The organism is Fibrobacter sp. UWP2, assembly GCF_900141705.1.
In the GTDB taxonomy this organism is placed as follows: Bacteria; Fibrobacterota; Fibrobacteria; order Fibrobacterales; family Fibrobacteraceae; genus Fibrobacter.
In genome coordinates this window covers 91,801-117,323 of the sequence record NZ_FQYM01000001.1, presented here as the reverse complement: position 1 = coordinate 117,323, position 25,523 = coordinate 91,801, and the positions used below count along the sequence as shown (strand labels likewise).

General features: G+C 55.6%; 21 protein-coding genes and 1 tRNA gene. 10 read left to right on the top strand and 12 right to left on the bottom strand.

Annotated elements, in window-relative coordinates; translation table 11 throughout:
* From BUB55_RS00485 to BUB55_RS00470, 4 genes are all read right to left on the bottom strand, one after another.
* Complete coding sequence (locus BUB55_RS00485) at nucleotides 1-498, bottom strand: YchJ family protein (protein WP_073187230.1); 498 nt, start codon at nucleotides 496-498, stop codon at nucleotides 1-3.
* 167 nt (nucleotides 499-665) lie between these two features.
* Nucleotides 666-1,286: a methyltransferase gene (locus BUB55_RS00480; protein ID WP_073187229.1), complete on the bottom strand. Its 621-nt coding sequence runs from the start codon at nucleotides 1,284-1,286 to the stop codon at nucleotides 666-668.
* Nucleotides 1,280-2,353: a dual-specificity RNA methyltransferase RlmN gene (gene rlmN, locus BUB55_RS00475; protein ID WP_073187227.1), complete on the bottom strand. Its 1,074-nt coding sequence runs from the start codon at nucleotides 2,351-2,353 to the stop codon at nucleotides 1,280-1,282. Before rlmN ends, BUB55_RS00480 begins: the two co-directional genes overlap by 7 nt.
* A 144-nt stretch (nucleotides 2,354-2,497) precedes the next feature.
* On the bottom strand, nucleotides 2,498-4,804 hold the full coding sequence (locus BUB55_RS00470) for a penicillin-binding protein 1A (protein WP_083596798.1): 2,307 nt from the start codon (nucleotides 4,802-4,804) through the stop codon (nucleotides 2,498-2,500).
* A 110-nt stretch (nucleotides 4,805-4,914) separates the two neighbouring features.
* On the opposite strand from BUB55_RS00470, the gene BUB55_RS00465 reads away from it, so the two are divergent.
* From BUB55_RS00465 to BUB55_RS00435, 7 genes are all read left to right on the top strand, one after another.
* Nucleotides 4,915-4,988, top strand: a tRNA-Arg gene (locus BUB55_RS00465).
* A 792-nt stretch (nucleotides 4,989-5,780) separates the two neighbouring features.
* Nucleotides 5,781-6,125 carry a helix-turn-helix domain-containing protein gene (locus tag BUB55_RS14710; RefSeq protein WP_143152819.1) on the top strand — a complete coding sequence of 115 codons (345 nt, stop codon included), beginning with the start codon at nucleotides 5,781-5,783 and terminating at the stop codon, nucleotides 6,123-6,125.
* A 310-nt stretch (nucleotides 6,126-6,435) separates the two neighbouring features.
* Nucleotides 6,436-6,717, top strand: coding sequence for a co-chaperone GroES (gene groES / locus BUB55_RS00455; protein WP_072809723.1), 282 nt, complete (start codon nucleotides 6,436-6,438; stop codon nucleotides 6,715-6,717).
* 33 nt (nucleotides 6,718-6,750) lie between these two features.
* Nucleotides 6,751-8,385 (top strand): chaperonin GroEL, encoded by a 1,635-nt coding sequence (groL, locus tag BUB55_RS00450; RefSeq protein WP_073187224.1) that lies wholly within the window; start codon nucleotides 6,751-6,753, stop codon nucleotides 8,383-8,385.
* 111 nt (nucleotides 8,386-8,496) lie between these two features.
* Nucleotides 8,497-9,885 carry a tetratricopeptide repeat protein gene (locus BUB55_RS00445; RefSeq protein WP_073187222.1) on the top strand — a complete coding sequence of 463 codons (1,389 nt, stop codon included), beginning with the start codon at nucleotides 8,497-8,499 and terminating at the stop codon, nucleotides 9,883-9,885.
* A 151-nt stretch (nucleotides 9,886-10,036) separates the two neighbouring features.
* Nucleotides 10,037-11,365, top strand: a complete 1,329-nt coding sequence (locus BUB55_RS00440; RefSeq protein ID WP_073187221.1) for a hypothetical protein — start codon at nucleotides 10,037-10,039, stop codon at nucleotides 11,363-11,365.
* A 45-nt stretch (nucleotides 11,366-11,410) separates the two neighbouring features.
* Nucleotides 11,411-12,832: a family 16 glycosylhydrolase gene (locus tag BUB55_RS00435; protein WP_073187219.1), complete on the top strand. Its 1,422-nt coding sequence runs from the start codon at nucleotides 11,411-11,413 to the stop codon at nucleotides 12,830-12,832.
* On the opposite strand, the gene BUB55_RS00430 is transcribed toward BUB55_RS00435, so the two are convergent.
* Nucleotides 12,833-14,026, bottom strand: a complete 1,194-nt coding sequence (locus tag BUB55_RS00430; RefSeq protein ID WP_073187218.1) for a class I SAM-dependent rRNA methyltransferase — start codon at nucleotides 14,024-14,026, stop codon at nucleotides 12,833-12,835.
* 50 nt (nucleotides 14,027-14,076) lie between these two features.
* On the opposite strand from BUB55_RS00430, the gene BUB55_RS00425 reads away from it, so the two are divergent.
* Nucleotides 14,077-14,496: a VanZ family protein gene (locus BUB55_RS00425; protein ID WP_073187216.1), complete on the top strand. Its 420-nt coding sequence runs from the start codon at nucleotides 14,077-14,079 to the stop codon at nucleotides 14,494-14,496.
* A 22-nt stretch (nucleotides 14,497-14,518) separates the two neighbouring features.
* On the opposite strand, the gene murB is transcribed toward BUB55_RS00425, so the two are convergent.
* Nucleotides 14,519-15,442 (bottom strand): UDP-N-acetylmuramate dehydrogenase, encoded by a 924-nt coding sequence (gene murB / locus BUB55_RS00420; RefSeq protein WP_073187215.1) that lies wholly within the window; start codon nucleotides 15,440-15,442, stop codon nucleotides 14,519-14,521.
* A gap of 41 nt (nucleotides 15,443-15,483) precedes the next feature.
* Between murB and BUB55_RS00415 the strand changes: the two genes are divergently transcribed.
* Together BUB55_RS00415 and mtgA are read left to right on the top strand one after the other, a co-directional pair.
* A complete protein-coding gene (locus BUB55_RS00415) occupies nucleotides 15,484-16,560 on the top strand; it encodes a toprim domain-containing protein (RefSeq protein WP_073187213.1) in 1,077 nt (358 codons plus the stop codon).
* 30 nt (nucleotides 16,561-16,590) lie between these two features.
* The gene (gene mtgA / locus BUB55_RS00410) at nucleotides 16,591-17,448 is read left to right on the top strand and encodes a monofunctional biosynthetic peptidoglycan transglycosylase (protein ID WP_073187211.1); all 858 of its coding nucleotides are present in this window, start codon (nucleotides 16,591-16,593) and stop codon (nucleotides 17,446-17,448) included.
* A 4-nt stretch (nucleotides 17,449-17,452) separates the two neighbouring features.
* On the opposite strand, the gene BUB55_RS00405 is transcribed toward mtgA, so the two are convergent.
* From BUB55_RS00405 to BUB55_RS14520, 6 genes are all read right to left on the bottom strand, one after another.
* Entirely contained in the window at nucleotides 17,453-18,733 is a 1,281-nt protein-coding gene (locus tag BUB55_RS00405; RefSeq protein ID WP_083596797.1) for a GspE/PulE family protein, read from the bottom strand.
* A 114-nt stretch (nucleotides 18,734-18,847) separates the two neighbouring features.
* The gene (locus tag BUB55_RS00400; RefSeq protein ID WP_073187208.1) at nucleotides 18,848-22,000 is read right to left on the bottom strand and encodes an efflux RND transporter permease subunit; all 3,153 of its coding nucleotides are present in this window, start codon (nucleotides 21,998-22,000) and stop codon (nucleotides 18,848-18,850) included.
* A gap of 14 nt (nucleotides 22,001-22,014) precedes the next feature.
* Nucleotides 22,015-23,058, bottom strand: coding sequence for an efflux RND transporter periplasmic adaptor subunit (locus BUB55_RS00395; protein ID WP_073187206.1), 1,044 nt, complete (start codon nucleotides 23,056-23,058; stop codon nucleotides 22,015-22,017).
* A gap of 15 nt (nucleotides 23,059-23,073) precedes the next feature.
* On the bottom strand, nucleotides 23,074-24,429 hold the full coding sequence (locus BUB55_RS00390) for a TolC family protein (protein ID WP_234971737.1): 1,356 nt from the start codon (nucleotides 24,427-24,429) through the stop codon (nucleotides 23,074-23,076).
* Between the two features lie 206 nt (nucleotides 24,430-24,635).
* A complete protein-coding gene (locus tag BUB55_RS00385) occupies nucleotides 24,636-24,944 on the bottom strand; it encodes a YbaB/EbfC family nucleoid-associated protein (protein WP_073187203.1) in 309 nt (102 codons plus the stop codon).
* A gap of 12 nt (nucleotides 24,945-24,956) precedes the next feature.
* Nucleotides 24,957-25,358: a hypothetical protein gene (locus BUB55_RS14520; RefSeq protein WP_234971736.1), complete on the bottom strand. Its 402-nt coding sequence runs from the start codon at nucleotides 25,356-25,358 to the stop codon at nucleotides 24,957-24,959.
* Between the last annotated feature and the right edge of the window lie 165 nt (nucleotides 25,359-25,523).

Genomic DNA, 25,523 nt, shown 5'->3' with positions numbered 1-25,523 from the left:
TTACTTGCCAGCGCCGCAGCACTTCTTGTACTTCTTGCCAGATCCGCACGGGCACGGGTCGTTACGACCGACCACCGGACCTTCGTGACGAACGGTTTCCTGCTTCACGGCACGACCGTCGTAGAAGAACCAAGCGCCGCCCACCTTGTGGAACTCGCCCAGCTCGTGGTGGTTGCGGGTGATGTTGCCCTGCTTGAAACGGGCAATGAACTCGACCCAGCCGATATTCTTTTCTTCTTCAGTCTTGGTCTGCTTGATTTCGATGCCGAGCCATTCGGATTCGCGGCTCCAGGCGTCCACGCTCGGTTCGTCAAAGTCGTCACGCTGGGTGGCTTCGAGGGAGTCCTTGAGCCACTTGATTTCGTGCTTGGCGTAGGCGGTGTAGCGGGAGCGCATCAGGGCTTCGGGGGACGAAGCAAGAGCAGTGCCTTTGATGATGGGTTCGCAGCATTCGCCGTATTCTTTTCCGCTTCCGCAGGGGCATAAATCTTTAGACATAGTTTAATCCTTGTTAGGTATGAGGTTTGAGGAGTGAGGTCGCTTGCGTTGCTCGCTTTGAGAAAAACCTAGTGTTTGCCAAGAAAAATAGCAATCTTTATGATTTTCTTTCTATGCGGCAGTTTTAAGTTTTAGTCACCCCCACACATTACACATTTTACATTGCATTACACGACTTTCTTCATGAGCCAGAACTCTTCCTTGCCTTCGCGACCGGGGAAGCTCTCTTTCACGGGGATGCGCTCGACAATGTCAAAGACGCCGTCGAGACGGGCCATGAGCTCGCCTTCGCTGGTGCAGTGCGGAGGCCCCTGCAGGGACTTCCCGTTCATCAGCGGGTACATGAGGCAAATGAAAAGTCCTTCGTCCTTGAGCATCTTGTAGCAAACTTCAAAGAATTCGTCGCGACGCCCTGGGTGGATTGCCGAGAACGTGCCGTAGTCGTAAACAATGTCAAATTGCTGACCGCCGCGCTTTGTGTCCTTGGGGGAGAGCGTGAACAAGTCCAGGTCGAGGGAGCGCAGGTTCTTGTGCTTGCGGCTCAGGTGGTCCAGTTCGTCAACGGCGGTGGGGGCGAAGTCCACGGCGAGCACGTCGTGGCCGCGCAAAGCCCATGCTTCGGCATCGTAGCCAAACCCGGCGCCCGGTATCAGCACTGTGCCGGTAGCGGGGCAGGAGGGATGCTTGAAAAATTCAAGCAGGGCCGGTGTCGCCTTCTTGAAATTCCAGTAATCCTTGCCGTCGGCATAGAGGTTGTCCCAGAATTCCGGGAGGTTTTGCGTTAACATTTTTTACCTTCCTTTTTGTACGCTAGTTGCCCACACGCGGCGAGGATGTCCCTGCCACGGGGGTTGCGGATCGTTATTTGAATTTCGGCTGCTCGCACTAGGGCGAGGAAATCTTCGACCTGTTCCGGGGTCGGCGCGTGGAGCGTCGGGTCGTCACCGTCGTTTAGTACGATGGCGTTCACCTTCACGCGGCGGGGGGCGCAAATGCGGATGAGCTCCTTGGCCGCCTTGGGCGTGCAGGTGATGTCTTGGATCAGGACGAATTCAAAGGTCACGTAGTTGTCGGTGCGGCGGATGTACTCGTCCACCGCTTCCAGGAGTTTCTCTATGGGCCACGTCTTGTTCACGGGCATCACAGAGGAGCGGTATTCGTTGTTTGTGCTGTTGAGGCTTACCGCAAGGCAGCAGGGTGTGTTGCGGTCCACAAGGTCCTTGATCTTGGGGACGACTCCCGAGGTGCTCACGGTCATGCGCTTTGCGCCCATGTTAAAGAGCTTTTGGTTGTGCAGCGTGCAGCAGACGCGGTGAACGTTCTCGAGGTTGTTGAGAGGTTCTCCCATGCCCATAAAGATGATGTTCGTCACCTGCGCGATGTTGCCCTCTTCGTCGAGGACTCCCGAGTCCTTGAGATGCCAGTTGACGTTCAGGATTTCTTCGAGAATTTCGCCCGCCTCGAGGTTGCGCGTGAATCCCATCTTGGCGGTGCGACAAAAGGCGCAGTTCATGGCGCAGCCCACCTGGGTCGATACGCAGACCGAGAACCTGCCGTTGGCGGGGATCATCACCGTTTCAATGTGATGCCCGTCCCAGGTCTCGAATAGCCATTTGATGGTGCCGTCGACACTCACCGATTTTTGGTTCTCGGTAAGGGCTCGCATGCTGAACTGGGCTGCCAATTTTTCACGGAGAGCGGGGGGGACGTTCAACATCTCGTCCCAGGTTCGCACCTGCTGGCAAAAAAGCCATTTTTGGATTTGGTCGGCACGGTAGGTTTTTTCGCCCACTTCACGGAGCCAAGCTTTGAGCTCGTCCGTCGTGAGTGTTTTTATGTTGCGCGGCCAATCCATAATGGGCGTAAAGATAGCAAAAAAATATGTTTTTGTTAAGGGCATAAATATGCCCTAATTCGTTTAAAATAAAGGGGTTGACGCGTTTTTTAGGCATAAAAAAAGACCTCGTGGTGGAGGTCTTTTTTATAGCGGAATTAAACGCTAGAACATTTTGCGGGTCTTTTTGGCAGCTCCGCCGGAACCGCCCGTGCTCTTGCTTTCGCTTGCGCCCTTGTTGCTGAACAGGGTGGCGTCGTCGGCGGATTTGGTGCGCACTTCAAAGTGGTTGCCATCGCAGGTCTCTTCGGGGGCGTAACCCGCCGTGTAGAGGCAGTACGTTTTTTCGGAGCAGAATTCCCCGGCGAGTTTGCCTGTGTGGTTGCAAATGCCGCGGCTCACGACGCCGCCTGGCACCGGGAACGGCTTGCGGGGCAAGTCTTTGTGGAGTTCCTTCATCACAGCCATCCAAACGGGGAGGGCGTCCTCGGTGCCGGTGTGGCCCGCGCCCAGGGTGCCCGGGCTGTCGGAACCGACCCACACGCCCATGGTGTATTGCTTGGTGAAGCCGATGTACCAGCAGTCGGTGTAATCGTTGGTGGTTCCGGTCTTGCCGCCGCTCGGGTGCGTAAACCCGCTCGCCCAAACGCGAGCCGCCGTACCGCGGATGTTCACGTCCTTGAGCATGTCGACCATGATGTAGGCCGATGCCGGGCGGAGCACTTCGTGCTCGACCTTCGTGTTCTTTTCGATGACTTCGCCGTTGCGGTCCACAATCGACTCGATCATGTATGGTTCAATGCGGTTCCCTCCGTTGGGGAACACCGTGTAGGCAGAAGTCATTTCCATGAGCGTCGCGCCTACGGAACCCAGGGCGAGGCTAGGCACCGGGAGCAACGGTGCCCTCACAATGCCGAACTTGCGCGCATAGTTGACAACGTTGTTCAAACCGTACTTCATACCGGTCAAAATGGCGGGGAGGTTTTTGGAACGGTAGAGGGCGCGACGGAGCGTCATCATGCCTTCGAAGTCGTGTTCGAAGTTGCCCGGGCGCCAGACTTTGTTCGGGTTCTTGTCGTCGGGGTCGGGAATCGTCACCGGCTGATCGTTCACCGAGTCGCAGGGGGAGGCTCCGTTGTCCATGGCTGTTGCGTAAACAATGGGCTTGAAACTGGATCCCGGCTGGCGCAAAGACTGCACGGCGCGGTTCCAGCGGGACTTGTTGAAGTCGCTCCCGCCCACCATGGCGCGGATGGCGCCCGTTTGGTTCTCTATGATGATGGCGGCAATTTCGGGATGGTGGTACTGGATACTGTCGGGGAACCTGCGCTTGGTCAGGTCTGGGTTCGTGTCCTTGGCGAGGTAGTTTTTCTTGAAGTCAGCGTAGATGCTGTCAAAGTGGGCGACGACGCTGTCCTCTTTCATGTTGTATTTTTTGGTGAGCTGGAGCCTGCGGGTGGCGCGGTACTTCACACGGCGGCGCACCTTTTCGACCTGCACGCGGGCGACGCTGTCGGCGAACTCCTGAATGTCGGGATCGATGGTCGAGTTGATGGAGACGCCGTCGGCATAGAGGGAGTTCTCGCCGTATTTTTTCTCCATGTACTTGCGGATTTCTTCGTAAAAGTAGAGGCCCGATCCTGTGTCCTCTTCCTTTTCGGCGAGGGTGATGGGCGTGTTAACGTACTCGTGGTACTGTTCCTTGGTGATGTAGCCCGCGTCGTACATGGCGTAGAGCACTGTGTTGCGGCGTTCCAGGCTAGCCTCGGGGTGGCGATCCGGGCGGTAGGCCTCGGGGCGTTGCAGCATGCCAGCGAGCACCGCGAACTGCGGGATGGTGAGGCTGTCGAGCGAGTGGCCAAAGTAGAACTTGCCTGCGGCCTGGAAGCCGTAGTTGCCGCCCGAGAGGTACACCTCGTTCATGTAGAACTCCAAGATCTCTTCTTTGGTGTAGGTTTGCTCGATGCGGATGGCGGTCATCGCCTCTTTGATCTTACGCGAGATGGAACGTTCTGGGGTGAGGAACAAAAGCTTGGTCAACTGCTGGGTGAGGGTGGAGGCGCCACGGAGTTTTTTGCCGCTGGAGATGCTTTCCATGATGGCGCTCGGGATCGCCCAGACGTTCATGCCCCAGTGATTGAAAAAGGCGCGGTCTTCGGTCGCCATCACCGCGTGAATCGCGTCAAGCGGGATGGAGTCGAACGGCGTCCATTCGCGGCGTTCCACGTAGTACTCGTGGGCAATCTTTCCGTTCATGTCGTAGATGTTCGTCACGAGTTTCGGGTTGATTTGTTCGAGCTGCGAGAGGGACGGCAGCTCCGGCGAAAAGTGGATGTAGGTGACGACCACGGCGGTGATTCCCGCGACCACGGGGATCGCGAAGATGATGAGCCACTTGATCACTTTTTTGTCGGTGAAAATACCCTTGAGGTAGTCAAGGCAAATAAATAAGTATTTTTTTAGCTTGTCCATCTTATAATATAGGGCTGAATAACAATGTCGCAAATTTAGAAAATAAATGGCGAAAATTTTTCCCTTTCCCCTTGACAATACCCCCAATAATGCTATATTTGGGTCAATTCGCGGATGTAGCCCAACTGGATAGAGCGTTTGGCTACGAACCAAAAGGCTCCAGGTTCGAGTCCTGGCACCCGCAGAAAAGGCCCCTCTCGATAAGAGAGGGGCTTTTTGTATAATACCGAATTTAGGACGAGGAACTGGGGCCTTTGTGAGCAACAAAGCCCCTGTTATTAAACAGGGGCGGTTGCGAGAGCACGAGCCTATAACCGGCGTATTTTTAAGAAATTAGGCCCGTGCGGTCATCGCCGTGAGCCGCAAGCGACTCGTATTAACGAGTCGTGGTGGCGAGAGCACGAGCCCAACGTGACGTTCAAGTTGGCTTTAAGGCTCGTGCGGTCTAAAACCCGCTCCAGGTTCGAATCCTGGCACCCGCAGAAAAGGCCCCTCTCGATAAGAGAGGGGCTTTTTGTGTAATACCGAATTTAGGACGAGGAACTGGGGCCTTTGTGAGCAACAAAGCCCCTGTTATTAAACAGGGGCGGTTGCGAGAGCACGAGCCTATAACCGGCGTATTTTTAAGAAATTAGGCCCGTGCGGTCATCGCCGTGAGCCGCAAGCGACTCGTATTAACGAGTCGTGGTGGCGAGAGCACGAGCCCAACGTGACGTTCAAGTTGGCTTTAAGGCTCGTGCGGTCTAAAACCCGCTCCAGGTTCGAGTCCTGGCACCCGCAGAAAGAAGAGCTCCCCTCGTAAAGGGGGGGGCTCTTCTTTTATACTGACGATAGGGCGAGGTGACTAGCTCGTCCAGCTTTTTATATGAGAAATTATTGTTTCTAAAAGTTGAAAAACAAAATATTACAAAACGCTTACAATTTTGCAAACAACTGATTGCACGGTCGCGACAACTCTATAGTTAAAATTTCCTCCATGACTTACGATCATGACTTGTTCTGCAAGGCTTTCCAACAGTTGGTCTTGCGCGTAAGGCAGGAAACGTTGATTACACAAAAGCAACTATCGCTACAGTCGGGTTTGACCCGTCAGTTCATATCGATGCTGGAGTCCGGTCATCGTTGTCCGTCTTTCGAAAACTTCTGTTCTTTAGCCAGGGGCATGGGACTTTCACCCGCCATGATGTCGGAGAAATTCGATTCGATATACATAGCAGAAAGTCAAAAATTGGACCGGCTGGCGGCGGAACCGTCAAATCCCTCGGAGTACATAAAAAAGACTGGGCGAGGTCGTCGCGGACGGCCTAAACGCTTCAGGTAGTTTGTTCTCGTGGGGAGGATAGTGTGTTGTGGGTGCTGTAGGGATGACTCTGCGGTCGTATTTCTGCTGATACTGTAGAATGGTTCCGTTTTGAAACGTGAGCGGCATCTTTGTTTCAAAATGAAACAAAGGCGGTGTTTTTTCGGCGTCTCTCTACCTGCCCTAGTGCAAAAACCTTGCCAATATTCGCCATAATACTGGTTTGGCACGGCTTTTGCTGTTTTAGCGGCGAAAACAAGGCAGTCCAATTTGGACCAAAGTTTAAACAAAGGGCAAAATACCCAAAAGCCCGCAAACAAGAGGTAAAAAAATGATCAAGCCTTTAGCAGATCGAATCGTTGTCAAGCCGGCCGAAGCCGAACAGAAGACCTCCTCGGGACTCTTCATTCCGGATAACGCCAAGGAAAAGCCCATGCAGGGTAAGGTCGTGGCCGTGGGCCCGGGCCGCAAGAACGACAAGGGCGAAATTGTCCCGATGGAAGTCAAGGTGGGCGACGTGGTGCTCTACGGCAAGTACAGCGGCACCGAAGTCACCGTCGATGGCGAAAACTACCTCATCGTGAAGGAACCGGACGTCATCGCGACGCTCTAATCAAAAAAGTTTATAAAAAAGAGGAAAAACAAAATGGCAAAGCAATTGAAGTTTGATGTGGCAGCACGTGAAGCCCTCATGAAGGGCGTAGACAAGCTCGCTAACGCAGTCAAGGTCACCCTCGGCCCCAAGGGCCGCAACGTTATGCTCGGCAGGTCCTTTGGCGCCCCGAACGTGACGAAGGACGGTGTCACCGTCGCCAAGGAAATTGAACTCGAGGACGCTTACGAGAACCTCGGCGCCCAGATGGCGAAGGAAGTCGCGAACAAGACGAACGACGCCGCTGGTGACGGTACCACTACCGCAACGGTCCTCGCTCAGGCGATTACCCGCGAAGGTCTCAAGAACGTGGCCGCCGGTGCAAACCCCATGGACATCAAGCGCGGTATGGACGCCGCCGTTGACGCCGTCATCGACGAAATCGGCAAGATGGCCGTGAAGATTAACGGCAAGGAGCACATCGCCCAGGTGGCGACGATCTCCGCCAACAACGATTCCGAAATCGGCGACCTCTTGGCCAACGCCATGGAAAAGGTCGGCAACGACGGTGTGATTACCATCGAAGAATCCAAGACCGCCGACACGGTGCTCGACGTGGTGGAAGGTATGCAGTTCGACCGCGGCTACCTCTCTCCGTACTTTGTCACCAACACCGACAGCATGGAAGTCTCCCTCGAGAATCCGTACATCTTGCTGTACGACAAGAAGATTTCTACTATGAAGGATTTGCTCCCGATGCTCGAACACGTGGCAAAGCAGGGCAAGTCTCTCCTCATCATCGCCGAAGACGTCGATGGCGAAGCTCTCGCAACGCTGGTTGTGAACAAGATGCGTGGCACCCTGAAGGTCGCTGCCGTCAAGGCTCCGGGCTTCGGTGACCGTCGCAAGGCCATGCTCGAAGACATCGCTATCCTCACTGGCGGTATGCTGGTTTCCGAAGACACGGGCGCGAAGCTCGAAGACGCTCCGGTCACCGTCCTTGGCCAGGCCAAGTCCATCACCATCACCAAGGACAACACCACGATTGTGGAAGGTGCCGGTGATGCTGCCTCCATCAAGGGCCGTATCGGTCAGATCAAGAAGCAGATTGAAACCACCACCAGCGACTACGACCGCGAAAAGCTCCAGGAACGCCTGGCCAAGCTTGCCGGCGGCGTTGCCGTGATCAAGGTTGGTGCTGCTACCGAAGTCGAAATGAAGGAAAAGAAGGACCGCGTCGACGACGCCATGCACGCAACCCGTGCTGCCGTCGAAGAAGGCATTGTTCCGGGTGGTGGCGTTGCCCTCATCCGTGCCGAGAAGGCCATTGATGCTCTCAAATTCGACAACGCCGACCAGAAGACTGGTGCTGCCATCATCCGCCGCGCCATCGAAGAGCCGCTCCGCCAGATTGTGCAGAACGCCGGTCTCGAAGGTTCTGTGGTGGTGAACAAGGTGAAGGAAGGCAAGGACGCCTTCGGTTACAACGCGAAGACCGACACCTACGAAGACCTCATCAAGGCTGGCGTCATCGACCCGGCTAAGGTCGCTCGTACGGCCCTCAAGAATGCGGCCTCCATCGCTTCCATGATTCTTACCACCGACTGCGTGGTGACCGAGAAGAAGGAACCCAAGCCGGCAGCGCCTGCCATGGACCCCTCCATGGGTGGCATGGGCGGCATGATGTAATAAGACCGTTCGCTCGGAACGTTTAAACATCCTCCAAAACGAACCCCCGATTGTATCGAGGGTTTGTTTTTTTTCGCCATTTCTCCCTGGACTTTTTACTACATTTAAAACATGAATATTCGGATTTCTGCGATTGCTTTGGCTTGTCTCTTTGGAATTTCCAGCTCGCTTGCCGCCGACCCGCGCTTGGAGCAGGGCGCCCGATTTGAGGCGAAGGGCGAATACGACATGGCGCTGGGCGAATACCGCTCCATTTTGGCGGAGGACCCCAGGAATTCCGACGCCTATTTTGCCGCCGCCGAAGTCCGCGTGAAGATGAAGGATTACAGTGGCGCCCTTGCCAACTACCGTCTTGCATACAAGTTTAACGCGTCCATGAGCGCCGCCTACGAGGGGGCCGCCAAGGTGTACGAGCTGCTGGGGCAAAAGGCTAAGGCCGACGCCGAACGCATGAAGGACCCCAAGAACAAGCCTGCCGAGGAAGTCGCTGCAGAGGCGACTCCTGCCGCAGAGCCGGTCGCCGAGGCCAAGGCTGCGGAGCCCGCACCTGCCGCGGAGCCCGCCGTGCCGACCAAGAAGATTGCCGAAGTGCAAAAAGCGGAACCCGCTCCTGCCGCAGAGCCTGCGAAAGCTGCAGAACCCGCCAAGGTGGAGCCCGTCAAAGAGCCCGCTAAGGTCGCCGAGGCGCCCAAGGCCGAACCTGCCAAAGCGGAACCCGCCGCGGCAAGCGAGGACCCCTTTGAAAAGGGCAAGGCGCTGCTCGCCGAGGGCAAGTACAAAGAAGCCGCCCCGCTGTGGCGCGAAGTGCTTTCGAAAAAGCCTGGGCATGCGGGTGCCTATTTTTATGCCGGCGTGACCCGTTACGAAATGGGCGAGTTCGACAAGGCTGAGTTCAACCTGAAGAAGGGCCTGACCTACGCGGAACAGGGTAACGACGCCAACTACTACCTCGCCATGGTCTACCAGAAGACCAACCGCAAGGAGCTGGAAAAGAAATCCCTCGCCGCCTACCTGAAAAAGGCCGCTCCCGATGGACGTTTCCGCAAGCCCGCCGAGGACCGCCTGGCGGAACTCAACGCCCCTGCGGTCCAGGATAGCGCAACCCCTGCCGAGGCAGTCGCGGCAGCCGAACCGGCCCCCGTTGCAGATACGCCCAAGGTAGTTGAAGCACCGAAGGCGGAACCGCAGGCCGCCACGGCGGAAGGCAACTCTATCGCCAATGCGAACATGCTCTTTAAGGCGGGGAGCTTCGAGGCCGCCCTACAGATGTACAAGGCCCTGCTCGATACGGAGATCAGCCCCGACGAGCGTTACTTCGCGATGCTCCAGATGGGCAACATCTACCGCGAAATGCGTGACTTCCACAGCGCCGTGACGCGCTACCGTGAAGTGGTTCAGCAGTTCCCCGATTCTGACTGGGCCACCGAGGCCGAACGTGCACTCGAAGATGCCGTGTGGCTCGAAAAGCATGCTTCTGAACTGCCGCGCCGCGCGCGATAGTGAATGGTGTAAAATACAATATGCATATCCCGGCCTTTACGCCGGGATTCTTTGCTTTTGGGGCGTATTTGGCGCTGTTGCAGCCTAGTGCCTATTGATTTTTTGTATGCAATAACATAAATTAAGATGCGATGGATTTTGAGGTAACAATATGGCGTCTTTTGGAAAGCTTGTTTTAGGACTCCTGTTCATCTTTTTCTATACAGCATGCGATGAAAGTACTACGGAAAACATCACGCAGGTCAATCAGGTCGGCATGGATGTTGTCTCCGCAGAAAAGGATTTGCCAGAATGCGGTGCCGAGAACGAAGGTGCACAGGCTTTTGTGAAGGGCGAGTCTTCTGCTCGTATTTGCTCCGATGAAAAATGGATTTCTCTTTCGGGCAAAATCGATACTGTTTATGTTCAGGGCGGCAAGGATACGGTTGTTGTAAAAGGCAGCAAGGATACTGTATATGTGAAGGGCGAAGACTATAGTTGCTCTACGGAAGAACTTGCCGACAAGAGCGGGCTCAAGATTGTCTGCAACGGCGACAGCATCGGTGTTGTGTTGAATGGTGCGAAGGGCGAAAAGGGCGACACTGGCGAAAAAGGCGAGAAAGGGGATACTGGCGAGAAGGGCGATGAAAGCAGGGGGTGTTCCATTGTTGATCTTACGGATTCCGCGTATACGCTAATTTGTGGGGAAGTTTCCTTAACGGTTCCGTTGAAAGGTGCAGAAAAACCGGATACACTTTCTCAAAACGCTGCGGTTGATTTCTTGGGAAAGGGATTTTTTCTGAAGGGATCAGAAGTTTTGTTGCTTGAACTCAGTGATGGTAAAACCTTGAAGACGACAGGTGTTGTCCAGATCGGAGAGGTAACTCGTGATTACGGTTTTTACAAATTTGCGGCAAGAGACTTGGTTTCTCAATATGCGAAGTTTCGTTTTAGAGGCTTCTATAGAAATCCTGTGTCGGGACGTATTTCGGATGGACAAATTAGTTTATCTGGGATGACGGATATGCGTAAGCGTAGCGAGGCGAATATGAATGTTTTGACGCACTTGGAACTTGAACGTGTTTATTATCTTGTTACAAGAGAAAAGAAAACGTTTAAGCAGGCTAAACGTGCGGCACTCTGTGAAATTTTAAACCAATTTCACATAGATACGACCGGCACAGATGATGCGGAATCTATGTATATATTTGGGGATGGCGAAAATGATGCCAAATTACTTGCTCTTACCATTTTACTTCAGGGAGACAGGAGCGAGGCTGAGTTCGTGGATCTTTTGACAGAAATATCAACTGATATGGCTGATGATGGAATATGGGACGATTCTGAAAAGATTACAGAAATCGCCGAATGGGCAAGAGGTGCTGACAAGTCGGGTCGTCTTGGCAAGATTCGGGATAATATTACGAAGGGCGACGACACCGCTATCCCTGATTTTATAAAATATATACGTAAATTTTGGCTAAGTGAAGTACCTGGTTAGTGAGAGAATATTAAATTCCTTGTTTGGATGAGGTTGGATTAGGATATGAAAAGAAAAATCTTGGTTCTTGCGGGAGTGGCTGCGGTATCGCTTGCCTTTGCGGACCCTCCGGCGAATTTCAGCGGCTGGGACAAGGTGTTCGAAGATAATTTCGACGGCACCAGCCTTGACAAGAAAAAATGGAACTCCACGTATAACTGGGGTCCCACGCACAACCACCGTGCCTACTGCGCCGAAGAGAATGTGATTGTCTCCGACGGTACGCTCAAGCTCAAGGGCGAAAAGAAGACGCACCCCGACGCGAGCGGGCGGACGGCGAAGTTCAACGGCAAGGAAATTCCCGTAGATTACACTTCTGGGGCGATTGACACCAAGGGCCATTTCGAGGTGAAGTACGGCTACATCGAAGGGCGCTTCAAGGCTCCGTCACAGAAGGGTACGTGGCCCGCGTTCTGGACTCTCCAGGACGGGTGGCCTCCGGAAATCGACATCCTCGAGATTCCCGCGAGCCGAAAGCAGCACCATTACTACCTGCACTACACGGACCCGAGCTGGTACAGCAGTCACGGCTCGGCGTGGGACCACGAGGCGTCCTTCGGCGGGCATAAGGACGATGACGTGGACCGCTCGGCGGGCTTTCACAACTACGGTGTGGAGTGGGACGAGACGACGCTCAGCTTCTATTTTGACGACAAGAAGTTTGCAAGCTACAGCCGCCCGACCGAAATCAAGCAGCTCGCGGCGCAGTACATTATCGTGAACCTCGCCATTGGCGGCTGGGCGGGCGACGACATTGATATCACCGCGGACAAGCCGGCGTATTTCGAGGCGGACTGGGTGCGTGTGTGGCAGGCGAAGCCCGCAAAGCCCGACACGGTGCGCATCTTGAACATGAACTTCGGCACCTGCATGGTAAATAATGAAGGCGCACTTGCGCTGGGCGACTGTGCAGGCGACAACGCGGTCGCAACCATCACTCCGATTTCTTCGAGCACCTACCGCATCAACTTCGGCGACGTGGTGGTGGAAGTCCCGAACGAGAAGACGGACGCCGGCGTGACCATGGGACTTTATAATTGGAATGGAGGCGCCCACCAGAAGGTGGTGATGGAAAAACAGTCCGGGTACGAGGGTTCCGTAGTGCGCATGAAGATGCAGCACAGCAACATGTACCTGCGTTCGACAACAGACGGCGAACGCGTGGTGCAGAGCTGGGCCGACGATTGGGAATGGAATCAGATGTGGCGCTTGCTTTCGCTCGGCGATGAAGTCCCGACGAAGGACACGACCGCGAAAGACACGACTGTGAAGGATTCGTCGACGACGGCGATTTTTGTGCCGCACTTGAATGCGACGGTCGCTCCGTACAGTTCACGAGTTTATATGAAAAACGGCAAGTGGACTGTGGAATTCGGCAACGAGTTCGCGGGAGTGCGCCGGTTCGACCTCAAGGGCCGCGGGCGGTAATTAAAAGACTTGCACCAAGAGTCCCTTGAGGTACTGGCCTTCGGGGAAGGCTGTATTCACGGGGTGGTCGGCGGGCTGTCCGAAGCGTTCGATAATCTGCATATGGCGGTGCGCATCGGCGGCGGCATCGGCGATAATCTTTTGGAACAAATCCATTTCCATGAGGCCCGAGCAGCTGAAGGTGGCGAGCATGCCGCCTTCGGCGAGGAGTTTCATTGCAAGTAAATTAATGTCCTTGTAGCCGCGGGCGCCCTTTTGCAGGTTGTCCTTGCTCTCGACGAACTTGGGCGGGTCCAGCACGATGAAGTCGAATGTTTCCGCCTTGTCGCGGCACTTGCGCAGGTACTGGAACACGTCGGCTTCCACGTGGGTCGCCTTTGCGGTGGCGAGTTTGTTCCGCATGATGCCGTCTTTCGCCAGCTTCAACGCGTCCTTGGAAACGTCCACCTGGTAAACGTGGTCGCAGCCTCCGCGGAGGGCGTAAAGGCCGAAGCCGCCCGTGTAGCAGAAGCAGTTCAAAACTTTTTTGCCCTTGGCGAGCTCTCCTACGCGGCGTCGGGCGTCGCGCTGGTCCAGGTAGTAGCCGGTCTTGTGGCCGTTCTTCACGTCGATGGGGAAGAGGATGCCGTTCTCGTTGATAATCACGGGCTCGTCGCTCACTTCGCCAAAGACCGTCCCCGTGCGGAGCGGAAGCCCTTCCTTTTTGCGCACGTCGGAATCGCAGCGCTCGTAGATGCCGCGGCAGCCGGTCTTTTCGGCTAGCAATTCGTAGATGTCCTTGCGGTGGAGTTCGGCGCCCGCGGCAAGGATTTCGACGGAGTAGATTTCGCCGTACTTGTCGATGATGCAGCCCGGGATGCCGTCGTTCTCGGCGTTAATCAGGCGGAAGGCGGATTCCTTGTCGGCGATGTCGAAGCCGCGGCTCTTGCGTGCTGCGATGGCGCGGTCCAAAATATTGCTGAAGAATTCTCGGTCAATATTTGCCTTCTCGCCGAACGTCCAAAAACGCCCGCGTATCTGGGACTTGGGCGAGTAGGCGGCAAGGCCCAAAAAGTCGCTGTGGTAACTGTACACCTCGACGGTGTCGCCAAGTTCCGGGTCGCCGACAACTTCGTCGACGGCGCCGCTAAAGATCCATGGATGGTAACGCAATGCGGACTTCTCGCGTCCGGCCTTCAGGGTAATCGCTTTCATAGCGTAAAATGTAGAAAAAGGAGGCGCGATTTTCTACATTTGCATCCAAGATGTTTGAATCGCTTTTTCAAAAGTATCCGTTCTTCCGCGCCGTGCCCTGCATTCTTTGCATGGCGATTATCTTCAAGATTTCCTCGCTGACCGTGGAACAGCTGGAGGACCTCCCTCACGTTTGGGACAAGCTGGCGCACTTTTGCGAATACGCGACGCTTGCCGGATGCTACGCCATGATTTGGACCCGTAACGAATGGTCCAAGCGGCAGTGGCTGCGTGTGTTGATTGTAGGGGGGCTCGCCCTCGCTTACGGGTGCACCGATGAGTTCCACCAGAGTTTTGTGGAGACCCGCGACAGCAGTGTGTTGGACTTGGTTGCCGACTTGACGGGTGGACTTATGGGCGGCGTTGTATATGCCATGATTACGCGGATTCTGAACCGCTACGATCCGGTACCGGGAAAAAATGACAAATGAGATAGCTCATCCCACATTCGTTTTAAAATTCGCCTAGCAGAATTATTTCGCGTTTTAATTCGATGCCGAATTTTTCGGCGACTTTTGCCTGAACGAATTCGCTTAGTTCCTTGATGTCTTTTGCCGTGGCGCCGCTTGCGTTCACAATGAAGTTCGCATGCAGCGTGCTGACCTCGGCACCTCCGATGCGGTAACCTTTTAAACCCGCCTGCTCGATGTAGTAGCCGGGTGCGACTTGCGTGGGTGTTTCGGTGGCACCTGCAGAAAGGCGTTTGAAGGTGGAACCCGCGTTCGGCATGTTGAGCGGCTGGCTCGCCTTGCGTTTTGCCATGCACTCCTGCATTTCGCTTTCGAGGTCGGCACTAGATTTGCCCATGGTGCTGGCTTCTGTTAGCTGGAACGTGGCTGCGGTAATGGTTTCGCCCTTGCCCGCGGCGGCGAGTTCCTGGAAAATGCTATGGCGGTAGCCAAAGTCGCAATCGGCGACGGCCCTTGTGCGAACGATCCCTTCGCTGTCGACCGATTCGACCTCGATGCAGGTCTGCGAAATCTCTTGCCCGTAGGCGCCCGCGTTCATGTAGATGGCGCCGCCGAGACTCCCGGGGATGCCCGCGAGCTTGTGCATGCCGGCGAACCCCTGGTTAATGGTTTCGCGGGCGAGGCGTGCCAGTGGCGTTGCCGCCCCGACGCGGATCTTTGCGCCCTCGAGGTTCTCCAGGTTAGAGTAGGCCCTGCCCAGCTGGACGATAAGCCCCCGAAACCCCTTGTCGCTGACCAGTAAATTGGTCCCCTTGCCAACGACAAAACAGGGGATTTTTTGCTCCTGGGCAAAGCGCCTGGCTTCGGCGAGGTCAGCTGTGGATTCTGCTTTTGCAAAAAAACGTGACGGGCCTCCCACTTTGAGGGAAGTATGGGCGCTCATCATTTCGTTTTCGCGTAAATCCATGACAAAAATATAGTTTATATATTTAGTGGGGATTAATTGTTATGACCAGCGAAGAACTCAAACAATTCAAGGCGTCGCTCTCGATTACCGCCGTGGCGCAAGCCCTCGGAGTCGAGGTGGTTCGTGGGCGCTGCCGTTGCTTTTACCCGCAGCGGCATGTGCACGGCGACCGCACGCCCTCGGTCTCTATTTCGGAGGAGCGCGGGAGCTTTCGTTGCTGGGTCTGCGACGACGTTCGCGGCGACGTGATTTCGCTGGTGCAGATTGTGAAGAACTGCAGCTTTACCGAGGCCCTGGACTGGCTGGTGGAAACATACCCGTTCCTGCTCCCCGGCGGTGGCAAGGCAGCTGTCACGAAAATGGCGACCGCCAAGGTTTCTGTCGCTGCTGTTCCCGAACCGTCCCCAAAGAAGGAGCTCATCCCGGAGGACGACCGCAAAAAACTCATTCTCAATTTTCTCAAGATGCTCTCGCCGGTCGACGACACTCCCGCCGCCGCCTGGCTTGCGCGCCGCCGCATTTATAAGCCGGTGTGGGACAAGATGCTGTTGCGCACCATCGTGGACTACGGGGAACTGAACCGGCGGCTCAAGGAAACGTATCCGCTAGAGATTCTCAAGCACGTTGGCCTCTTTAGCGAAAAGGGGAACCTCAAGTATTACAAGCACCCGCTCATTTTCCCGTACCTGGATGAGGGACGCCGAGCCTTCTATTTTCAGGCGCGCGCCATCGACAAGACGGTGGTGCCCAAGGAACTCAACTTGACGGGCTCGGTCCCGTACCCCTACAACCTCTCGGCACTCGACCAGAAGGTCGGCTGGGTTTACCTGTGCGAGGGCGCGGTCGATACGCTCACCTTCTTGAATCAAAAAATCAACGCAGTGGGCATCCCCGGCGTGAGCAGCTTCAAGGTGGAGTGGCTCCCGCTGTTCAAGAACAAGAGCGTGGTGCTGTGCCTCGACAAGGACGACGCGGGACGTCGAGGAACCGAATACCTGCAGACGGTGTTTGGCCAGGCGGGAATTCGCACTATTGTGCTGGGCGAGGGCATGGAGAACATCAAGGGCGTGATTTCGGAAGGCCAGGACATTAACGAATGGTTTGGCGGTAAAAAATAACCGCAAAAATTTATCTATTTTATTCGACACATGAATTGGCAGAAAGTAAAAAGTTTTTGGCAGGCCTTTCGCAACAACATTGTTGTGAAGATTCTAGGCTACATATACAGGTTCATCAATTTTTTGCTTAGGGTGGTGATCCTTGGATTGATTCTTTATTCTGCCGCCTTTACCATTGTGGCATCCATCGCCCTGTACAAGGGCTTTGTGTATGTGTACGACCTCTACGACAGCGTGGCAGTGCTTAAAAACGACCAACCCGAGATGAGCAAGTACATGCAGGCGCTCAGGGACTCCAACCCCGATGTTGAAATCAAGCACACCTTTGTGCCGCTCGATTCCATTAGCCAGTATTTGCAGAAGGCGGTCATCGCGAGCGAGGACGCTGGCTTTTACTTCCACCCGGGTTTTGACGTGAACGCCATTGCCGAGGCGCTGAACGCGAACCGTATGTCGGGCAAGACTAAGTTCGGCGGATCCACTATCACGCAGCAGTTGGCGAAGAACCTCTTTTTGAGCGGCGAGCGCAGCTGGGAACGCAAGTTCAAGGAACTGGCGTACGCGTTGCTCATGGAGCACGAGTTGGGCAAGGACCGCATTTTGGAACTCTACCTCAATTACGCGCAGTGGGGCAAGGATATTTTCGGCTGCCAAGAAGCCTGCAAGACCTACTACAAAAAGAGCTGCAGCAAGCTGAGCGTGGACCAGGCCATCAATTTGGCGGCTATGCTCGCGAGTCCGGGTAAGCACCACCCGAACATGCGCGAGAGCCAGTTTATGGCCAAGCGCCGAGCCGTAATCTACCAGAACATGTTCCCCAAAAAGGATAGCGTCTTGGTGGATTCATTGCGCCAGCTGATGGCTCCGCCCGACAGTACCAAGCGTTGATTTTTTAATTGATGCAGCCGAGGACACGAGTGACCTCGGCTGTTTCAATGACGCCCTCGGCCACGAGCCGACTTGCCTGTTCCAACAGGCTCCCGTCCACGTAGCTGCCGTCGGAATTCAAAAATTCGGCGATGGCTGTGCGGCCGCCCGCCGTGTCGCCCGCCGAACTGCTTGCCGCGTTGCCCGTGGGAGGGCGCTTGCGGACCAGACGTTGTGCGACGACACCGAGGAGGGAGTCTTGCAAAAGGGCGGGCGACACGCCCAAATCGGCTAGGCGTGCGGTGGCTGCCCTGGCGCTGTTCGTGTGTAGCGTGGCTAGCACCAGGTGGCCGGTTTGGGCGGCGCGGAGCGCGATTTGCGCCGTCTCGGTGTCGCGAATTTCTCCTACGAGAATCACGTCGGGGTCCTGGCGCAAAATCGAGCGGAGTGCGGCGGCGAACGTGAAACCGCACTTTTCGTTGACCTGCACCTGGTTTGCGCCTTCGAGCTTGTACTCCACCGGGTCCTCGATGGTCGTCACGTTGATTTTGCGGCCGATGATTTCGCGGAGTCCCGCGTAGAGCGTGGTCGTTTTCCCGCTCCCTGTGGGACCCGTGATGAGGAAGAGCCCCTGCGGTGACTCGAAGGTGCGGCGCAATGCACGGAGCAGGGGCTCGCCGAACCCGAGGCTTGCGAGTGTCGCTCCGTTGTCGGTGGCTGGCAAAAGCCGTAGCACACATTTCTCGGCGGGTTCTTCCCCCGTCTGGATGGGGATGGTGCTGAGGCGAACGTTCGCCTTGCCGCATGCCCCGTCAAAGCAAAAGCTGCCGTCGTGGGGGAGTCTCCGCTCGGTGATGTCGACGTTTGCCAGCAGCTTGAGGCGGATAAGCACCGGCTCTGAGAGCCATGCGGGGAGGCTCCGGTAGTGCGTGAGCAGGCCGTCCTTGCGAAAGCGCACGCGCAGTTCTTGTCCGTTCGGTTCCAAGTGGATGTCGGTAGCCTTTTGCCCGAGGGCGGTGTCGATTAAGGAATCCACCAAGTTGATGACGGGTTCTGCTTCCCAGGTGTTTTTGGTAGAAAGATTTTCAATAGGCGAGGTGAGGGCCTCGAGGAGGCTCTGCGACTCGTTTAGGGAGCGAGCGCGGATTATTTGCCTTATTTCGGTTTCGGGACGGTATTCGGGCTCAACGCGGCAGCCCGATTCCACACGCAATTTTTCGAGGACGAGTTCGTCGTGAATGTTCGAAATGGCGACGCGCAAAACGGAATCGTGTTGCTCCTGTTTGCTGTAGACAGTCTTTTGCATAAGGCGCAAGCTACAAAACGCCAATGTGCGAACGTGCAAACAATAGTGGCAAAATGCAAACGAAAAAGCCCTCGACGGGAGTTCGTCGAGGGCTTTGCTCTATGTCTAATTTACCTAAACCTGGAGAGTCTTGGCGGCACGCTTGGCTTTGATCTTGTTCACGCCCTTCTTTGCCTTGTGGAAGATGGCGTTCGGGAGCCAGAAGAACGTGGGCACCAGGTACATCGTAAGGATGGCCGAAACGATGAGACCGCCCACGGAGGCGATACCCATCGGCTGGGTCATGGCGGCCACGTTACCACCGAGTGCGAATGCCAGCGGGAGCTGGGCGACCACGGAAGCGACGGTTGCAAGCACGATGGGCTGGAACTTGGTCCTGGCGGCGGTCATGATGGCGGATCTGCGTCCCATGCTGCCGCTACGCAACAGTCTGTTCGCTTCGTCGAGCAAAAGGATGGCGTTGTTCACCACCACACCGATAAGCATCACGATGGCCATGAGGGCAATCATCGAGAGCGCCTTGCCCGTAAACACGAGCGAGAGCAGCACGCCGATGGCGCCCATCGGGATGGTCGTCATGATGATGAAGGGCTGTGCGAAGCTTTCGAGGAGGGCAATCAGCAGGATGTAGGTGAGGAGGATTGCCATGACGATGGCCGTCTTGAATTCCGCCACCATGTCGTTCTGCATGTCGGCTTGGGCACCGAAACTGAAGGAGATGCCTTCGGGGAGTTCGCCCTTCATGCTTTCGGCGAGGGCTCCGACCTTGCCCATGACTTCACCGGTCGTGTGGCCGGGGAGCAAGTTCATGGATACGTCGACACGGGTGCGCTTGCGCTTGCGGTCGATTCGGGTCGGGCCGGCACCGTCTTCGATGTAGAACAGTTCACTTGCGTTCAGGTAACCCTTCGGGGTCAAAATAGGCAGGTTTTCGATATCGGTATGGCTCTGACGGTCTTTTTCCATCATGCGCACGTACACGTCGTATTCTTCGCCGTCTTCGGTGTACTGGCCTGCTTCGTAGCCGCTCACCGCGATGTAGTTGTACGTGGCGACCGTCTGGAGTGTCACGCCGTAGTCGGCGAGTGCCTGGCGGTTCGGGACAAGGCGGATTTCGGGCTTACCCGCTTCGTAGCTCGTCTTGAGGTCCACGATACCGTCGATTTCGTCCTTGATGCGGTCCATCACGAGCTGCGAGGCCTTGATGACGGAGTCCGCGTGCAGGCCGTTCACTTCGAGCACCACGTCGCCGGCGGAGTTGTTGTTCATTTCGGATGCCGATGCGGACTTGATGGAAATGTAGGCGTCCGGGATGTCGGCGAGGTAGGGACGCAGGGAGTCGACAATCTGGTCGGTACTGCGGGTACGTCCTTCCCAGTCCTTCAAAAGCTTCACGCGCATCGTGGCCTGGTTCACCGTGGTAAAGCCGTTCGAACCGCCCACGTTCATGCTGTAGTGCACAATCTCGGGCACGCCCTTGATGCGGCTTTCGATGATTCGCGCAACGCTGTCGGTCGTCTCGATGTTGGTGCCCACGGGCATTTCGAGCTTGACGCTGATCATGCCCTGGTCCTGCTTCGGCATGATTTCCACGGTCAGGAAATTCTTCGCGAGGAATCCGACGAACATGATCGTGCCGACAAGTGCTGCAACCTGGAAAATCACGCCAGGAATGGAAAGGCAGAACGAGAGTGTCTTGAGGTAAACGAAACGTACGCCGTTAAGGAAAGCCGGGAATATTCCGAAAATCTTTTCGCCGATAGAGCGGTGCCCTTCGATGATGTTCCCGTTCTCGTCCTTCTTCACGCCCTTGAACAGGTAGGCCGCCATGAGCGGGGTAAGCGTGAAGGTCACGAGGAGCGACACGAACGTGGCGAACACCATGGTAAGGCCGAAGGTGCGGAAGAAGATGCCGGCGATGGACTTCATGAAGGCGATAGGCACGAACACGCACACGTTGGTGAGCGTCGATGCCATGATGGCCACCATGATTTCGGAGGTTCCCTTGAGGGCGGCATCCTTCGGGTCGAGCCCGAGTTTAAGCTTTTCGTTGATGTTTTCAAGCACCACGATGGAGTTCGTAACGAGCAAGCCCACCGATGACGAAAGAGCCATCAGGGACATCATGTTGATGCCGAAGCCTGCAAAGTACATGAGCGTAAAGGCGCCAATCACGGAAATAGGCATCGTGAGGGCGGCGATAAGCATGGTCGAAAACTTGCCGAGGAACAGGAGCAACAGGCCCGCGGTAAGGCAGATGGCGATGATGATGTTCTGGATAACGTTCTGGATGGACTCGTTCACGGCTTCGGACTTGTCGTAAACCAGGTGCAGCTCGAATCCTTCGGGGAGCGTCTTCTGGATTTCGTTCATGCGCTTGATGACGCCTTCGGAAACCTTCACCACGTTCGCGTCGGAACGCTTCTTGATATCGAGCGAAACGGAGTTCACGCCGTTAAAGCGGGAGGCCGACGTGATGGTCTCGATGGTGTCCTTGACGACTGCGATTTCGGAGAGCTTGATGACGCCCCTCGCCGTCGGGATGTCCATGTTGCGGATTTCATCGAGGCTCTGGAACTTGCCCGAAGTACGTACGGAGGTGTTCTTGTGCTTGCCGATGACTTCGCCGACCGGGTAGTTGATGTTCGACTGCCCGAACAGCCCCATGATGGTCGCGATGTCCACGTTGCGGTCGAGCATCTTGTCCTTGTCGAGCTCGATGGAAATCTGGCGCGTGGTACCGCCGAAAACGTCAACGCTTGCCACACCGGAAACGGCCGTAAAGAGCGGTTCGATGTCGTCTTCCACCTTCTGGCGGAGCTCCGTGGAGTTGAGCGGTCCGGTAAACGAGATGGACATGATGGCCGCACCGTTGATGTCCACCTTCGCGATAATCGGTGCCTGCACGGCATCGGGGAAGTTCACCGACGCAAGGTCGATCTTGGAACGCACGTCGTTTGCCGCCACGTCCACGTTGATGCCCATGTTGAACATGGCGACCAAAATGCCGTAGTTCTCGAGGCATATGGACTGCACGTAGTCGATACCGTCAACAAGTTCCACCTGGTCTTCGATGGGCTTGATGATGGTGGATTCGATTTCTTCGGGGTTTGCACCCTGGTAGATGATGGTTGCGGTGACCACGGGGACGTCGAATTTCGGCATCAGGTCGACCACCATCATGGAGTAGGTGTATAGACCGAAAACCACCACGGTCAATATGACCATGAGCATGGTAATCGGTTTGTAGATACTGGCCTTAATCATTCAGCAAAACTCCCTTATTCGACAACCAGCACCTTGTCGCCGTCGTTCATGCGGGACTGGCCTTCCACGATGACGATTTCGTTCTCTTCCAGGCCTTCGGCAATCTGGATGTCATCCTTGGTCTGTACGCCGAGCTTCACGATTTTGCGGCGGGCCTTGCCTTCGTTATCGACAGTCCATACGGCGTTCACGCCATTGCGGTAGACAATGGCTTCGGTTGGAATGATGATGCCGTTCACTTCGCGGGCGTCGAGTTCGGCGGTCACGTACATGCCCGGCAGGAGTTTCTTTTTCTTGTTGTCAAACGTGACTTCGACCGGGAAGAAACGCGTCATCGGGTCGGCGGCGAGCGGGATGAGGCTGACTTTGCCCTTGACCTGTTCCCCGGCGATGGTGACGGTTGCCATGGCTCCCTTCTTGAAGTAGCCGATATCCTGGCTCGTGACGTTCAGCTTGAGGATGACCTTGTCGAGTTTCGCGATGGTGGCGAGGACGCCGCCCGGGCCCGGAGTCTGCCCGACCTGGAACTTGAGCTCGGTGACGACGCCCGCTTCGGGGGCGAGGATGAGCGATGCACGGCGGGCTGCCTCGAGGTTCATCTTGGCGACCTTCAGCTGCATTTCTTGGGTGTCCATGTCTTGTTGGCTGATGCCGCCCTTCTGGAATACTTCACGCATGCGCTCAGTGGCCTTCTCCAATACGGCGACCTGTTCTTGGGCTTGCTGGTACTGGGTGTTGTCGCCTGTGAAGAGGTATTCGGCGACGACCTGGTCCTTCTTTACAGAGGAGCCGACCTGGACGTTAATCTTGGCGAGCGGGTCACCCATCTTGCAGATGACCTTGTTCTGCTGCATGCCCTCGATGGAGCCGCTGAACTTGCGCAAGTCCGTAATCTTTGCGGTGGTAGCCTTTACCACGCGGGCGGGCTTGCCTTTTTCCTTCTGGATTTCTTCGATGGTCGTGGCCTTTGTCTGGGCCTTTTCTTCTTTCGGGTTGCAGGCAACCAAAAGCATGGATGCCGCTGCGATGGTCAGGAGGGTTTTGACAGTCTTGTTCATTCTTTCCTCTTCTTTTTAATATTCACCGGTGGCCTGCAGTAAGGCGTTGTAGGCGTTGTTCCAGTTGCAAACGGCGTTCATGTAGTCGAGCTTGGCGTTTCTCAGGCTCATGGTGGCGTCCAGGTAGTTGAGCTGTGTTTCCTTGCCAACCTTGTAGGCGGCCTCGGTCAGTTCCATATTCTTTTGGGCGAGTTCCACCGAGCGCTTTTTGAGTTCCAACTGGGTCTCGGCGTCGGCGAGCGTGTTGGCGCAGGCTTCAATCTGTATGCGGAAACCGCGTTCGGCGGTCTCCTTCTGGATTTGGGTGTTGCGCAAGTCAGACTTGGACTGCACCACGTTTTCGCGGGTCTGCATACCGTTGAAAAGGTTCATGGAGACGTTCAGGGCAATGTACTTGTTGATGTTCTTGTCCCAATCAGGGGCGTCCCACTTGTAGAATTCGTTCTGGTTGTTCTTGTAACCAACGCCGCCGATTAAGGCGACGGTCGGTTTGTAGCCTGCCGAAGAGATGTCGATTTTCTTTTCCATCATGTTCTCGGTCTCTTCGAGCATCAACAGTTCCTTGCGGCGTTTTTTGACGCTAGCCATGGATGTGTCGGGGTAGGGCAGGTTGTCTTCGGGGTTGCGGAGTTCGCCCTGGAACTCGACTTCGGAATCGTAGGGCATGCCCATGGTGTTGAGGAGGTTGTTCCTCGCGAGGACGCGACCCTTCTTGGCGGATTCCAGTTTGGACTGGAGCTCGTCGAGGGCGAGCTGGGCGCGGATTACGTCCAGTTCTCCTGCCAAACCGCTCTCGTAGGCGGACTTGGCGTAGTTGGTGTGTTCTTGTACTTGGGCGACGCTCGCCTCGGTGAATGCCACCGTGGAGTCCAAAACAATCAGGTCGTTAAAGGCCTTTTCAACGTCGTAGCGGACGGTCGCCTTGGTGTTGTCGAGGTTCACTTCTTTCAAGCGCTTGTAGGACTTGGCAATGTCGATGCCCGTGCCCACCTGGCCCGCGGCGTAGAGTACCTGGGTCACGGTGAGGTCGACTTTGGACTGCCAGCGGTAACCTTGGGCCTTCATGCCGTTGATGAGGCCGTCCAGGGCGGGACCAGCCACGACTGCGTCAAAGGGTTCTGCCCCCATCGATGTGGCGGCGTCTGTGATGTCGGTCGTGTTCTTGACGTCGTCGAGGCCAAAAATGCGGGTGACTGTGGCACTGAGGTCCACCGACGGATAAGCGCGGCCGTAGCCTCCCTTGACTTGGGAATTGGCGGAAACCAGTTCCTCTTCGGCGGTCTTGATGTCCGAGGAATTTTCGAGGGCGGTTTTAATAGCCTCGTCGCGGGTATATGTTTTGCCTGCCCACGAGGGGATGGCAAAACTCATGGCGAGAAAGGTAAGAATGACGAATTGCCTTGACATTCGTTCTCCTGTAAATTAGACGCGACCAAATGTAAAAAAATATGGTGTCTAAAATAAGGGGTAAAATGCGGTTTTATGGACAGAAATACCAAAAAAAAGGATAAAAGGAAAACCCCGCCACAAGCGGGGCTTTGTAAAAATCGGTTTTGCGGGGGGCGAGCCGCCAGGGGCTACATCAGGCCGGGAATTTTCATACCGCCGGTGATGTCGCTCAGGCTAGACTGGGCGGCTTCATCCTTCTTTTTGATGGCCCCGTTGAAAGCCGCCATGATGAGGTCTTCGAGGGCTTCCACGTCGTCCTTGTCCACGACATCGGGGTTGATTTTGATCATGGTGAGCACGCCGTGCCCGTTCATGGCGACTTTGACCATGCCGCCACCGGCTTCGGCTTCAAAACTTTGCGTTTTTAGGTCGTTTTGGGCCTTCATCATCTTGCTCTGCATTTTTTGAAGGTCCTTCAGCATTTTACTCATGTCCATAATGGATTCCTCTTAGTTGTCGTTTTCTTCATTTTCTTCGCCTACGGGGGCTACCGAGGCCTTTTTCAACGGCACAGAATATACCAATTCTGCAGCGAAAATTTCTTGGAGTTTGGCGAGAGCGGGCTCTTTTTGCATGTCCAGCTCGTAGGGGCTCATTTTGGCGGTTTCGCGGATCTGGCGCTCTTCTTCGGTATAGGCGCGCGTTTTTACAGAAAGCTCGATTTTTGTTTGGAGTTTGTCCTCGAGGATGGTCTGCAACCGGGTGACGTACTCCGGGTGTTCCATGAGACTCTGGTAGTTCCACGAATTGTTGTTTTCGGACTCTCCCACATAGGTGAGGGCTACCGGGAAGGGGTTTGCCTTGGTGTCGCCTGTCTCGAGGACAGTCCCCGCCATGGCGGCCGAGAACACCAGGTCGCCGTCGTCGGCAAAACTCGCGCAAATACTGGGCCAGGCCGCAGCCAGTTCGTAGCGGGAATACGTCCCTGCCGAGACGCCGGAATAGCCGGCAAACGGGTCGTTGTACTCGATTTCGGGGGCGGAGTCTGCGGCTTCGCCTGCCTTGGGAGCCTGTGC

Excerpts from the sequence above, each read along its gene's own strand:
- BUB55_RS00485 (WP_073187230.1), bottom strand. The coding sequence starts at position 498 with ATGTCTAAAGATTTATGCCCCTGCGGAAGCGGAAAAGAATACGGCGAA.
- BUB55_RS00480 (WP_073187229.1), bottom strand. The coding sequence starts at position 1,286 with ATGTTAACGCAAAACCTCCCGGAATTCTGGGACAACCTCTATGCCGAC.
- rlmN (WP_073187227.1), bottom strand. The coding sequence starts at position 2,353 with ATGGATTGGCCGCGCAACATAAAAACACTCACGACGGACGAGCTCAAA.
- BUB55_RS00470 (WP_083596798.1), bottom strand. The coding sequence starts at position 4,804 with ATGGACAAGCTAAAAAAATACTTATTTATTTGCCTTGACTACCTCAAG.
- BUB55_RS14710 (WP_143152819.1), top strand. The coding sequence starts at position 5,781 with ATGACTTACGATCATGACTTGTTCTGCAAGGCTTTCCAACAGTTGGTC.
- groES (WP_072809723.1), top strand. The coding sequence starts at position 6,436 with ATGATCAAGCCTTTAGCAGATCGAATCGTTGTCAAGCCGGCCGAAGCC.
- groL (WP_073187224.1), top strand. The coding sequence starts at position 6,751 with ATGGCAAAGCAATTGAAGTTTGATGTGGCAGCACGTGAAGCCCTCATG.
- BUB55_RS00445 (WP_073187222.1), top strand. The coding sequence starts at position 8,497 with ATGAATATTCGGATTTCTGCGATTGCTTTGGCTTGTCTCTTTGGAATT.
- BUB55_RS00440 (WP_073187221.1), top strand. The coding sequence starts at position 10,037 with ATGGCGTCTTTTGGAAAGCTTGTTTTAGGACTCCTGTTCATCTTTTTC.
- BUB55_RS00435 (WP_073187219.1), top strand. The coding sequence starts at position 11,411 with ATGAAAAGAAAAATCTTGGTTCTTGCGGGAGTGGCTGCGGTATCGCTT.
- BUB55_RS00430 (WP_073187218.1), bottom strand. The coding sequence starts at position 14,026 with ATGAAAGCGATTACCCTGAAGGCCGGACGCGAGAAGTCCGCATTGCGT.
- BUB55_RS00425 (WP_073187216.1), top strand. The coding sequence starts at position 14,077 with ATGTTTGAATCGCTTTTTCAAAAGTATCCGTTCTTCCGCGCCGTGCCC.
- murB (WP_073187215.1), bottom strand. The coding sequence starts at position 15,442 with ATGGATTTACGCGAAAACGAAATGATGAGCGCCCATACTTCCCTCAAA.
- BUB55_RS00415 (WP_073187213.1), top strand. The coding sequence starts at position 15,484 with ATGACCAGCGAAGAACTCAAACAATTCAAGGCGTCGCTCTCGATTACC.
- mtgA (WP_073187211.1), top strand. The coding sequence starts at position 16,591 with ATGAATTGGCAGAAAGTAAAAAGTTTTTGGCAGGCCTTTCGCAACAAC.
- BUB55_RS00405 (WP_083596797.1), bottom strand. The coding sequence starts at position 18,733 with ATGCAAAAGACTGTCTACAGCAAACAGGAGCAACACGATTCCGTTTTG.
- BUB55_RS00400 (WP_073187208.1), bottom strand. The coding sequence starts at position 22,000 with ATGATTAAGGCCAGTATCTACAAACCGATTACCATGCTCATGGTCATA.
- BUB55_RS00395 (WP_073187206.1), bottom strand. The coding sequence starts at position 23,058 with ATGAACAAGACTGTCAAAACCCTCCTGACCATCGCAGCGGCATCCATG.
- BUB55_RS00390 (WP_234971737.1), bottom strand. The coding sequence starts at position 24,429 with ATGAGTTTTGCCATCCCCTCGTGGGCAGGCAAAACATATACCCGCGAC.
- BUB55_RS00385 (WP_073187203.1), bottom strand. The coding sequence starts at position 24,944 with ATGGACATGAGTAAAATGCTGAAGGACCTTCAAAAAATGCAGAGCAAG.